This window comes from Ensifer sp. 2TAB8 (genome assembly GCF_052115125.1).
Classification (GTDB): Bacteria; Pseudomonadota; Alphaproteobacteria; order Rhizobiales; family Rhizobiaceae; genus Ensifer.
On the sequence record NZ_JBFRGB010000086.1, the window covers coordinates 1 to 556 of the forward strand.

Below are 556 nucleotides of genomic sequence, written 5' to 3' on the forward strand. Positions count from 1 at the left end.
ACATCTTCCTCGCCGGCTTTTCCACCGGCGGCGGCGAGATCAGCCGCTATATCGGCCGCCACGGCACGAGCCGCGTCGCCAAGGCCGGATTGATCTCGGCGGTGCCGCCCTTGATGGTCAAGACCGACAAGAACTCCGGCGGCCTGCCGAAGAAAGTGTTCGACGGCCTGCAGGCAGCAAGCCTCAAGGATCGTTCCAAGCTCTACCGCGATATCGCGTCCGGTCCGTTCTTCGGCTTCAGCCGGCCGGGTGCTGTCGCCTCGCAAGGCATGATCGACAGCTTCTGGCTGCAGGGCATGACGGCCGGTCACAAGAACACCTATGACTCCATCGTCGCCTTCTCGCAGACCGATTTCACCGAGGATCTGAGGAAGTTCGACGTGCCGACCTTGATCATCCACGGCGATGACGACCAGATCGTGCCGATCGATGCGGCCGCTCGGGCTTCGAAGAAACTCGTCCCGCATGCCGAACTCAAGGTCTATGCCGGCGCGCCGCATGGCATCACCGACACGCACAAGGACCAGCTCAACGCCGACCTGCTCGCCTTCGCCAA

Annotated in this window: 1 protein-coding gene; it reads left to right on the forward strand. The window is 62.9% G+C overall.

Annotation, left to right across the window (positions count from 1 at the left end; translation table 11 throughout):
• Window positions 1–556, forward strand: a 556-nt coding sequence (locus AB4Z53_RS35455) for an alpha/beta hydrolase (protein WP_441600115.1), incomplete at both ends; no start/stop codon positions are given.